We start from the raw sequence: 11,228 nt of genomic DNA on the forward strand, positions 1-11,228 counted from the left end.
TTATGTTAGAACAAATGGGAAAATCGGCTCGTGAAGCCTCATGGCAACTCGCCCAATTAAGTACAAAACAAAAAAATGCGGCTTTAGAGCAAATTGCTGATCTACTGGAACAAGAAAGTGCAGCGATTCTTGCCGCTAACGAAAAAGACATAGAACAAGCTCGTGCAAATGGGATGTCGCCTGCACTGCAAGATCGTTTATTACTAACGCCAGAGCGCCTAAAAAATATCGCGGATGATGTTAGAAAAGTGTGCCAATTAGCCGATCCTGTCGGGCAAGTGATTGATGGCAATCTGTTGGATAGCGGTTTAAATTTACAACGTCGCCGTGTGCCACTAGGGGTTGTTGGGGTGATCTATGAAGCTCGCCCAAATGTGACCGTTGACGTGGCTGCTTTATGCTTAAAAACAGGTAACGCGGCTATTTTACGTGGTGGTAAAGAAACGCATAATACCAATTTGGCTATCACAGACGTGATCCAAAAAGCATTAAAAAATAGCGGCATATCGGCGAATGCTATTCAAGCGATTAATAACCCTGATCGTGAATTAGTGGCGCAGCTACTCAAATTAGATCGTTATGTTGATATGCTGATCCCAAGAGGTGGAGCAGGGCTACATAAATTGTGTCGTGAGCAATCGACGATCCCTGTGATCACCGGTGGGATTGGTGTTTGTCACACATTTGTTGATGAATCAGTTGATTTTGATAAAGCAATCAACGTGCTGATTAATGCAAAAGTCCAACGTCCAAGCGCTTGTAATTCACTTGAAACCGTATTGGTTCATGAAAAAATTGCGGCGGCGTTTTTACCTCTACTAAGCCAAAAAATGGCTGAACAGCAGGTCACTTTACATGCCAGCAAGCAAGCTATGCCGTACTTGCAAAAAGGGCCTGCAAAAGTGGTCGATGTCACGCCTGAAAACTTAGTGGATGAGTGGTTATCACTCGATCTGAATGTTGAAATTGTCTCGGGAATTGATGCGGCAATCGACCATATTCGAACCTATGGCACCGCACACTCCGATGCTATTTTAACGGAATCTATCCGCCAAGCTGACTACTTTGTCCTACGTGTAGATTCTGCGGCAGTGTATGTCAATGCAAGTACTCGGTTTACCGACGGAGGTCAATTTGGACTAGGCGCTGAAGTTGCTGTGAGTACACAAAAACTGCATTCTCGTGGTCCAATGGGATTAGATGCCTTGACGACATACAAATGGATTGGTTATGGAGACTTCCTTAACCGAGCTTAAAAGTTAAATAATAATAATTAGGCCACACTTAGCGTGTGGCTTTGTTTTTATGATTATTGGTTGTTTTGAGACTAAAAAATCTATAACGCGTAGCGTATGCCTCGTAATGATCATGACAATGGGATGAATCAAAATGTTTTACATAATAGGTCCGAGAGGTTCAGGGAAAACAACAATCGGTAGGCGATTGGCTGATTATAAAGCATGTCAATTCATTGATACCGATAAATTGATTGTTGAACGTGCAGGAACCAGTATTGCGCGGATAGTAGAACAACATGGCTGGGAATACTTTCGTCACTTAGAAAGTGAAGTATTAAAATCGATAGCCGATCCAGATGCCGTGGTATCGACGGGGGGCGGCATTATCCTATCTGAAGAAAACCAACGTGTGATGCGTGATAATGGCACGGTGATCTATTTGAGCGCGAAACCAGAGGTTTTGGCGGCGAGACTAGCAGCAGAGCCGCAAGCTGATCAACGTCCAAGCTTAACAGGCAAATCAATATTAGAAGAAATTGAAGAGGTCATGTCACAAAGGGAGCCTCTTTATCAAGCAACCGCACATTATGTGATTGATGCGGAGCTGCCCGTCGAGACAATTATCACTCAATTAACAAATTTGGCTTAAAAGCATCGTGCTTCAAGGCACTTTAGGAGTAAACTACTTAGCTTAATTCTGGTTTTCAAGACATAATTATCTGTTGGAATGATAAAAGAAGACAAAACATAGGGATTTATTATGCTGGCAAATATGCTCAGGGCAGTACTTAGATTTTTATTTCGTATCCGCGTACTGGGAGACGAAAAAGAGTTATATCAAGACAAATGTCTAATTACACCTAACCATGTTTCATTCATTGATGGGATATTAATTGCGCTGTTTTTACCTATCAAGCCTGTGTTTGCAGTTTATTCGACTGTTGCAACACCGAGAATGATCAAACTACTAAAACCTTATGCTGATATTGTTCCTCTTGATCCGGCAAACCCTCTGGGGATCCGCAAACTAGTCAAAGAAGTTGAAAAAGGCCGTCCAATCGTTATTTTCCCTGAAGGGCGTATCAGCGTTCACGGCTCGCTGATGAAAATTTATGACGGTGCGGCATTTGTTGCGGCAAAATCAGGGGCAAAAGTGGTACCTATTCGCATTGAAGGCGCTGAAAGGAGTTATTTTAGCCGCCTAAAAGGTATTATTCCTTTGAAATGGTTTCCTCAAATCACTCTGCATATTTTACCCGCTGAAACTATCCCTATGCCTGAAGCGGCAAAAGCGATTGAACGCCGTCGTTTAGCAGGTATTCATTTATATAGCATTATGAAGTCAGCACGTATGGCTTGCCGTCCTCAAGTCACACTGGTTGAAGAATTTATTCAGAGCGTAAAACGCTTTGGGCGCCGTTCGCCATGTATTGAAGATATTAATTTTAAAGAAGATAACTACCAAACGCTGTTGAAAAAATCGTTAGGCGTTGGGCGAATAATCGAACGTTATACCCATGAAAATGAGCGTATTGGCCTATTATTACCAAATACAACAGTGACGGCGGCCGCTATTTTCGGGGCTTTAATGCGTGGACGAGTTCCTGCCATGCTGAATTATACGGCGGGTAGCCATGGTATTCGTAATGCACTTAAAGCTTCTCAAGCAAAAGTTATCTTTACGTCACGACAATTTCTTGAAAAAGGCAATTTAACCCATATTCCAGAGCAAGTTACTGAAGCAAATTGGATTTACCTTGAAGATTTAAAAGATACCGTAACTTGGCAAGATAAATTATGGATAGTTAAACACCTATTAATGCCAGCTAAGGCTGTGATTCCTCGTAAGGCTGAAGATGAAGCATTAGTACTGTTTACTTCTGGTTCAGAAGGTACGCCAAAAGGGGTTGTGCACAGCCACGCTAGCCTTATGGCAAACGTTGAGCAAATTAAAACCATCGCAGACTTTACGCCTCGTGACCGTTTTATGTCATCGTTGCCACTCTTTCACGCTTTTGGGTTAACGGTTGGGCTGTTTATTCCTCTCTTTTCAGGAAGCCGGGTCTTTTTATACCCAAGCCCACTCCATTACCGAGTTATCCCTGAATTAGTGTATGACAAAAATTGCACTGTGTTATTTGGCACATCAACATTTTTGGCTAACTACGCACGTTTTGCTCATCAATATGATTTTGCACGATTACGCTATGTCGTTGCGGGTGCCGAAAAATTATCAGATAGCACCAAGAAGATTTGGTTTGATAAATTCGGCATTCGTATTCTTGAAGGTTATGGTGTGACTGAGTGTGCGCCTATTGTCTCTATCAATGTTCCGATGGCCTCTAAAGAAGGCACGGTAGGGCAAATATTGCCACAAATGGACTCCCGTATTATCCCAATTTCCGGGATTGAAAATGGAGGCAAGTTGCAGCTCAAAGGGCCAAATATCATGAAAGGGTATTTGCGTGTTGAAGCGCCCGGCGTTCTTGAAAAACCATCGGCAGAAAACCAGCATGGTGAGCAAGAAGAAGGATGGTATGACACAGGTGATATCGTCGTACTTGATGAACTCAATTACTGCACGATTAAAGGCCGTGTCAAAAGATTTGCGAAGCTTGCTGGTGAAATGGTTTCACTCGAAAGTATTGAACAGATGGTATTCAGTTTGTCGCCAAACGCCCATCATGCTGTGGTTACGAAACCGGATAGCAGTAAAGGCGAGGCATTGGTCCTGTTTACTACAGATAAAGAGCTGGATAGAAGTGCACTTTCATCTGCCGCAAAAAGTAAGGGCTTAACCGAATTAGCTGTGCCGCGGGATATTCGTGTTGTAAAAGAGTTACCAGTGCTCGGAACGGGTAAAACAGATTTCGTTACGCTTAAACAGATGGCGTTAGAGGATTGAAGGTATGCAAGATGTCAATGCGCCACTCATGAGCCGAGGGATGAAAGCGGTTCTGGCTTCGCAGTTTCTTTCCGCTTTTGCTGATAATGCGCTGTTATTTGCCATTTTAGCCCAGTTAAAAGCGGAGTTTTATCCTGAATGGAGCCATCCCGTATTACAGATGGTCTTTGTATTTACCTATATCATCTTAGCGCCATTTGTAGGGCAAGTTGCTGATCGCTTCTCGAAAGGGCGTGTCATGTTAGTTTCAAACTTGTTTAAGTTTATTGGCGCGCTGGGGATCTGCTTGGGTCTTAACCCATTCCTTTGTTATGGGCTTGTTGGGATTGGCGCAGCATCATATTCCCCTGCAAAATACGGTATCTTAGGTGAACTAACCAGTGGCGATAACTTAGTAAAAGCAAACGGCGTTATGGAAGCATCAACAATCGCCGCTATATTAGTTGGCTCAGTTGTTGGCGGTATTTTATCTGATGTTAGCCTAATATTAGCCCTTGCGACCTGTGCTGTGCTTTATGCGTTAGCGGTAATTGCCAATTTTTATATTCCTCGATTAGTTGCCGCTCGCCCTGGTAAAGGCTGGCATTTTAAAAAACTATTTATTGATTTTTGGACAGCCTGCCGCACGCTGTGGGCAAACCAAGAAAGCCGCTTTTCATTGGTCGGAACTAGTATGTTTTGGGGCGCGGGTGTCACTTTACGCTTCTTATTAGTGGCATGGGTTCCTATCGCATTAGGCTTACAAGATAATGCAACGCCAACCTACCTAAATGCCGCGGTTGCCGTCGGTATTGTCGTGGGAGCGGGGCTTGCCGCAAAATTTATTACATTAAAAACCGTATCACGCTGTATTCCCGCAGGGATTGTGATTGGCGTTATGGTGATATTACTTGCTCTGCAAACTAAACTCATGCCTTCTTACGCCATCTTGGCTGTATTAGGGATTTTTGGTGGGCTATTTGTAGTTCCTCTCAATGCGTTACTGCAAGAAAAAGGTAAGGAAACGGTTGGGGCTGGTAACGCGATAGCGGTGCAAAACCTAGGTGAAAATAGCGCCATGCTTATTATGTTAGGGCTATATTCACTGGCAATGAAAGCTGGGTTGTCTGTGATTAGTGTCGGTATTGGCTTTGGCTCGGTATTTGCTATCGCAATTGCTGGGTTGTGGATCTGGGATCGCGCACGCAAAAAATAGGCATGTAAAGGTAAACAATCAAATGAAAAATGAAAGTTATCTCGAAACATTAAGCGTTCAGCTTGGTCAGCTCCTCAAAAAACAAGGTAAAACGATAACCTGTGCGGAGTCATGTACCGGCGGGTGGATTGCAAAAGTATTGACGGATATTGCCGGTAGTTCGGATTACTTTCATAGAGGGTTTGTGACATACAGTAATGAGGCAAAACACCAGATGATCGGTGTGACAGAAGCCTCATTGCAGAAGTATGGCGCAGTGAGTGAGCAAGTCGTTTCGGAGATGGCGCTTGGTGCACTTAAAGAAGCCGCTGCTGATGTGGCGGTTTCCGTCAGCGGTATCGCAGGTCCCGGTGGCGGTAGTGAGGAAAAACCGGTTGGTACTGTTTGGTTTGGATTTGCTCAAAAACACTCTACAGGTACTGTTAATATTACGACTAAGCATTGTGTGTTCCAAGGTGATAGAAATGCAGTTCGTTTACAATCAACCGCTTATGCACTTGAAACACTTTTACAAATGTTAAGTTAAAAATCTTCTTGATACTGTATGATTATACAGTATACTTATCATCAACAAACCGAATTCAATCGTTCTATTTGCAGTGGGAGAGTCCATTGCACCAAAGGGAGTGAACATGGCTATCGATGAAAACAAACAAAAGGCATTAGCTGCAGCGTTAGGTCAAATTGAAAAGCAATTTGGTAAAGGCTCTATCATGCGTCTTGGTGAAGACCGCTCAATGGACGTAGAAACTATTTCAACAGGCTCTTTATCTCTTGATGTGGCTTTAGGTGCAGGTGGTTTGCCATTAGGGCGTATTGTCGAAATTTATGGTCCTGAATCTTCTGGTAAAACAACACTCACGTTGCAAGTTATTGCAGCAGCACAACGTAGCGGAAAAACCTGTGCATTTATCGACGCTGAACATGCACTAGATCCAATCTATGCGAAAAAACTGGGTGTTGATATCGATAACCTTCTATGTTCTCAACCTGATACTGGTGAGCAAGCATTAGAGATTTGTGATGCACTGACGCGTTCAGGCGCTGTTGATGTCATTATCGTTGACTCCGTGGCCGCATTAACACCAAAAGCTGAAATTGAAGGTGAAATCGGTGACTCACACATGGGCTTAGCGGCTCGTATGATGAGCCAGGCGATGCGTAAATTAGCGGGTAACTTAAAGAACTCGAATACACTTTTAATCTTCATTAACCAAATCCGTATGAAGATTGGCGTTATGTTTGGTAACCCTGAAACCACTACAGGTGGTAACGCTCTGAAATTCTACGCTTCTGTTCGTTTAGATATTCGCCGTATCGGTGCTGTCAAAAATGGTGAAGAAATTGTAGGTAGCGAAACACGCGTTAAAGTTGTTAAAAACAAAGTTGCAGCGCCATTTAAACAGGCTGAATTCCAAATCCTTTATGGTGAAGGCATTAACACCTATGGTGAATTGATCGACTTAGGTGTTAAACATAAGTTGATTGAAAAAGCCGGTGCTTGGTATAGCTATAACGGTGATAAAATCGGTCAAGGTAAAGCAAACGCGACAACGTATCTGAAAGAGCATCGGGAAATTGCAGAAGAACTCGATAAAAAATTGCGTGAAATGCTTTTAACGCATACTGGTGAGTTTAGCAGTGCGGCGGCTGACTATATCAGTGAAACTGATGAAGATGAGACACCAGAAGAATTTTAATACGAACTTATTAGTTTGATAAATAAGAAGATTATAAACGCCACTCTAAAATGAGTGGCGTTTTTTTGTTTTCCATTTGAGCTATAATGGGATGAACAATGGTTTTTCTGTGGAAAAATAGCCCATTGAAAGGTATAAACATACTTTCAGAAAATATTCAGACGCTTTACAATGAAAGCCACGAATGGATGTATCTATACTACAAAAAATTCAAGGCGCAGCGAGGCGACAAAAAAATAAGTCGCTAAGAACATGTATCATGTCTGTAACTAGGACGAGTGAACATAGTCAACCATGCTACAACTTGAAGTATGAAGAGTATAAATTTTACTTCTACACAAAGAGACTTTATCTTATCAGTCACTTTTTAATCGGAGAGTTGATTAGAGGTGATGTTACATTCCATCTCAACAATTCGTAATTCAGTTTCCAGCTTGAAATCGGGATAATTATGAGTAAAAGCACCGCTGAGATCCGTCAAGCGTTTCTCGACTTTTTTCATACAAAAGGTCATCAGGTGGTCAGTAGCAGTTCGCTAGTGCCAAACAATGACCCAACATTATTGTTCACTAACGCAGGGATGAACCAGTTCAAAGATGTTTTTCTTGGTCTGGATAAAAGAGCATATTCCCGAGCGACAACAGCACAAAGATGTGTGCGAGCAGGTGGTAAACATAACGATTTAGAAAACGTTGGCTACACAGCCCGCCACCATACTTTCTTTGAAATGCTTGGCAACTTTAGCTTCGGTGATTACTTCAAACATGATGCAATCAACTTTGCTTGGGAGCTATTAACTGGGAAAGAATGGTTCAACTTACCAAAAGAAAAATTGTGGGTGACCGTCTACGAGACCGATGATGAGGCCTATGATATTTGGCACAAAGAAGTCGGTATTCCTGTAGATCGTATTATCCGTATTGGTGATAACAAAGGGGCGCCATACGCATCTGATAACTTCTGGCAGATGGGGGATACAGGTCCTTGTGGTCCATGTACCGAAATTTTCTATGATCATGGTGAGCATATCTGGGGTGGCCCTCCAGGAAGCCCTGAAGAAGATGGTGACCGTTATATCGAAATCTGGAACATCGTTTTCATGCAGTTTAACCGTCAATCCGATGGCACGATGGAACCACTACCTAAGCCGTCAGTGGATACAGGGATGGGGCTTGAACGTATTGCGGCAGTATTGCAGCATGTCAACTCTAACTATGATATCGATATTTTCCAAGAGCTGATCGCAGCAGCCGCTAAAGCGACAGGTTCTAACGACCTTTCAAATAAATCACTTCGTGTCATTGCTGACCATATCCGTTCTTGTGCATTCCTCGTGAGTGATGGTGTTATTCCATCCAACGAAGGTCGTGGTTATGTATTGCGCCGTATTATTCGCCGTGCAGTACGTCATGGTTATATGCTGGGAGCAAAAGACACTTTCTTCTACAAACTAGTGGCGCCACTCATTAACGTTATGGGGTCCGCAGCGGATGAACTGGCTCGTCAGCAATCTACTGTTGAAAAAGTACTTAAAACTGAAGAAGAACAGTTCGCTCGTACCTTAGAGCGCGGCCTACAGCTACTTGATGAAGAACTAGCAGCCCTTAAAGGGGATACCTTAGATGGTGAAACGGTATTCCGTTTATATGATACATACGGTTTCCCGATGGATTTAACCGCTGATGTGTGTCGTGAACGTAATATTAAGGTTGACGAAGAAGGCTTTGAGCGCGCAATGGAAGACCAGCGTCGTCGTGCTAGAGAATCAAGTGGCTTTGGTACTGACTATAATTCACTGATTAAGGTCGAAAAGCACAGCGAATTTTCTGGTTATGCCTATAATGAACAATTAGCAACAATAACTGCCATCTATAAAAATGGCCAGCCAGTCGATTCCCTGAACGCAGGTGAAGAAGGTTTGGTGATCCTTGATAAAACGGCGTTTTACGCAGAATCAGGTGGTCAAGTCGGTGATACAGGTTTGTTGCGTAATGATAGCGGTAGCTTTATCGTGACGGATACCCAAAAATATGGTCAAGCGATTGGTCATATTGGTAAGGTAGAATCAGGCTCTTTGGTGATTAATCATCGTATTGATGCCAAAATCGATGTGGAAAGACGTGATGCAATCCGTCTGAATCACTCAGCGACTCACTTGTTACATGCCGCTTTACGTCAAGTGCTAGGTGAGCATGTGTCACAAAAAGGCTCTTTAGTTAATGATAAATACTTGCGCTTTGACTTCTCACATTTTGAGGCTATGACAGCCGCTCAGTTGCGCGAAGTTGAAGATATCGTTAACGCACAAATTCGTAAGAATACACCAATTGAAACGGAACTTATGGATTTAGAGAGTGCAAAAGCGAAAGGTGCGATGGCACTATTCGGTGAGAAATACGAAGAGCGCGTACGTGTTCTGAGTATGGGCGGTGATTTCTCTATCGAACTTTGTGGTGGTACGCATGCAAGCCGTACTGGTGATATTGGTTTGTTCCGTATCCTCAGTGAGTCTGGTACAGCGGCAGGTGTGCGTCGTATTGAAGCGACAACAGGTGAGAGCGCATTGGAAAGTGTTCATAGCCAGTCAGAGCAACTTAATGCGATAGCTCATCTTCTCAAAGGCGATATGAGTAGCTTAGTTGAAAAAGTTAAGTCTGCATTGGAAAAATCTCGTCAGCTAGAAAAAGAGATTTTGCAATTAAAAGATCAACAAGCATCGCAAGAAAGTGCTTCACTAAGTAGCAAAGCAAAAGATATCAAAGGCGTTAAATTACTTGTTAGTCAATTAAATAATACTGAACCTAAGCTTTTGAGAACCATGGTTGATGATCTCAAAAATCAGTTGAAATCAGCGATTATCGTGCTTTCAACAACAAGTGGTGATAAAGTCAGTATAATTGTTGGTGTAACTAATGATTTGACTGCTAAAATAAAGGCGGGTGATTTGATATCCTATGTTGCTCAACAAGTCGGTGGTAAAGGCGGTGGGCGCCCAGACATGGCTCAGGCTGGTGGTACGGATGTGAGTGCGTTACCAACAGCTATGGCAAGTGTAGAAGATTGGGTGTCTTCACGGCTCTAGCTACTGGGGAAGTTACCTCATACACCGTGAGGTAACTTTCGCTGTTGCAACATTGTTAAAGTGTTGTAAGTGGTGTTATATTTTGTATGTATATAATTAAAAATGATTGCCTTGATGGCATCAATGCTTTAGGTGTATATCATTGCTTTACGTTTTCACGGTGTGTGATGGACAATAGCGGGGGAAACCTAGAGACCCGACTCTTTTAATATTTCAAGGAGCAAAGAATGCTTATTCTGACTCGTCGAGTTGGTGAAACACTCATGATAGGCGATGAGGTAACAGTTACGGTACTGGGAGTAAAAGGCAATCAAGTTCGTATTGGTGTCAATGCCCCAAAGGAAGTTTCTGTTCACCGTGAAGAAATTTATCAACGGATCCAGGCTGAAAAGACTCAACCAGACAATCAATAATAATGAATAAGCGTCCATATCTTGACCCACACAGCAAAGATGGACGCTTGTCTTTTATCTATATCCCTTCCTATATTTAATTTTTTCTCGCTTCCCTGTGGCTAATTGGCCTTTTATTCTATGGCCCTTACCACTTCTCTTGCACTGCATATGATGATTAACATGTTTTGCTAGCATATTTTCACGATAGAATTTCACAATGAGTCGTTTTTTTACGACCTTAAAAATTGTGAAATTACCCCGTGATGAATATGATTTTCGATGCTAAACTAATCATCTTGCTTGTGAAATGTGCAAACGATCATTGAAAAGTAAAAAGTTTGGAAAAATTGTTTGACTTCTAAAGCGAGGAAAGTAATATGTGCGCCACACAGAGACGAGATGTCAAAAACAAATCGCCTGTGACTAAAAACGGTGAGGTGGCCGAGAGGCTGAAGGCGCTCCCCTGCTAAGGGAGTATGCGGTCAAAAGCTGCATCGAGGGTTCGAATCCCTCCCTCACCGCCATTTTAGAAGCTGCATCCGTAGCTCAGCTGGATAGAGTACTCGGCTACGAACCGAGCGGTCGGAGGTTCGAATCCTCCCGGATGCACCATATTTAACCCTATAAGTAAAGCTGGTGGGGTTGCGTTTTGGTTTTTAAGAACTGAAACAACAGTAGTCATTGAGAAGTGTAGAGTTTGATATTGTAATGCA

General features: G+C 42.7%; 8 protein-coding genes and 2 tRNA genes. All 10 read left to right on the forward strand.

Translation table 11 applies throughout. The features are described from left to right. The first annotated feature begins 2 nt into the window (after nucleotides 1-2). The 10 genes from proA (at nucleotide 3) to PR833_RS17055 (ending at nucleotide 11,127) form a co-directional block, all read left to right on the forward strand. Entirely contained in the window at nucleotides 3-1,256 is a 1,254-nt protein-coding gene (gene proA / locus PR833_RS17010; protein WP_004923180.1) for a glutamate-5-semialdehyde dehydrogenase, read from the forward strand. A 133-nt stretch (nucleotides 1,257-1,389) separates the two neighbouring features. Further along, complete coding sequence (aroL, locus tag PR833_RS17015; RefSeq protein ID WP_004923298.1) at nucleotides 1,390-1,887, forward strand: shikimate kinase AroL; 498 nt, start codon at nucleotides 1,390-1,392, stop codon at nucleotides 1,885-1,887. A 111-nt stretch (nucleotides 1,888-1,998) separates the two neighbouring features. Next, nucleotides 1,999-4,143 (forward strand): bifunctional acyl-ACP--phospholipid O-acyltransferase/long-chain-fatty-acid--ACP ligase, encoded by a 2,145-nt coding sequence (gene aas / locus PR833_RS17020; protein ID WP_036941520.1) that lies wholly within the window; start codon nucleotides 1,999-2,001, stop codon nucleotides 4,141-4,143. A gap of 4 nt (nucleotides 4,144-4,147) precedes the next feature. Beyond that, nucleotides 4,148-5,338, forward strand: a complete 1,191-nt coding sequence (gene lplT / locus PR833_RS17025) for a lysophospholipid transporter LplT (protein ID WP_004923175.1) — start codon at nucleotides 4,148-4,150, stop codon at nucleotides 5,336-5,338. 22 nt (nucleotides 5,339-5,360) lie between these two features. Continuing rightward, nucleotides 5,361-5,864, forward strand: a complete 504-nt coding sequence (gene pncC, locus PR833_RS17030; protein WP_036941514.1) for a nicotinamide-nucleotide amidase — start codon at nucleotides 5,361-5,363, stop codon at nucleotides 5,862-5,864. Between the two features lie 106 nt (nucleotides 5,865-5,970). Next, the gene (gene recA / locus PR833_RS17035; protein ID WP_014656658.1) at nucleotides 5,971-7,038 is read left to right on the forward strand and encodes a recombinase RecA; all 1,068 of its coding nucleotides are present in this window, start codon (nucleotides 5,971-5,973) and stop codon (nucleotides 7,036-7,038) included. A gap of 451 nt (nucleotides 7,039-7,489) precedes the next feature. Then, a complete protein-coding gene (gene alaS / locus PR833_RS17040) occupies nucleotides 7,490-10,120 on the forward strand; it encodes an alanine--tRNA ligase (RefSeq protein WP_014656657.1) in 2,631 nt (876 codons plus the stop codon). A 227-nt stretch (nucleotides 10,121-10,347) separates the two neighbouring features. Then, on the forward strand, nucleotides 10,348-10,533 hold the full coding sequence (gene csrA / locus PR833_RS17045; RefSeq protein WP_004264815.1) for a carbon storage regulator CsrA: 186 nt from the start codon (nucleotides 10,348-10,350) through the stop codon (nucleotides 10,531-10,533). A gap of 413 nt (nucleotides 10,534-10,946) precedes the next feature. After that, nucleotides 10,947-11,039 (forward strand) — tRNA-Ser (locus PR833_RS17050). 11 nt (nucleotides 11,040-11,050) lie between these two features. Further along, a tRNA-Arg gene (locus PR833_RS17055) sits at nucleotides 11,051-11,127 on the forward strand. Nucleotides 11,128-11,228 lie beyond the last annotated feature (101 nt).

The sequence above is a fragment of the Providencia sp. PROV189 genome (assembly GCF_028480065.1).
In the GTDB taxonomy this organism is placed as follows: Bacteria; Pseudomonadota; Gammaproteobacteria; order Enterobacterales; family Enterobacteriaceae; genus Providencia; species Providencia stuartii.

Bases quoted from the DNA above. Each gene is read 5' to 3' on its own strand.
- proA (WP_004923180.1), top strand. From the start codon at position 3: ATGTTAGAACAAATGGGAAAATCGGCTCGTGAAGCCTCATGGCAACTC.
- aroL (WP_004923298.1), top strand. From the start codon at position 1,390: ATGTTTTACATAATAGGTCCGAGAGGTTCAGGGAAAACAACAATCGGT.
- aas (WP_036941520.1), top strand. From the start codon at position 1,999: ATGCTGGCAAATATGCTCAGGGCAGTACTTAGATTTTTATTTCGTATC.
- lplT (WP_004923175.1), top strand. From the start codon at position 4,148: ATGCAAGATGTCAATGCGCCACTCATGAGCCGAGGGATGAAAGCGGTT.
- pncC (WP_036941514.1), top strand. From the start codon at position 5,361: ATGAAAAATGAAAGTTATCTCGAAACATTAAGCGTTCAGCTTGGTCAG.
- recA (WP_014656658.1), top strand. From the start codon at position 5,971: ATGGCTATCGATGAAAACAAACAAAAGGCATTAGCTGCAGCGTTAGGT.
- alaS (WP_014656657.1), top strand. From the start codon at position 7,490: ATGAGTAAAAGCACCGCTGAGATCCGTCAAGCGTTTCTCGACTTTTTT.
- csrA (WP_004264815.1), top strand. From the start codon at position 10,348: ATGCTTATTCTGACTCGTCGAGTTGGTGAAACACTCATGATAGGCGAT.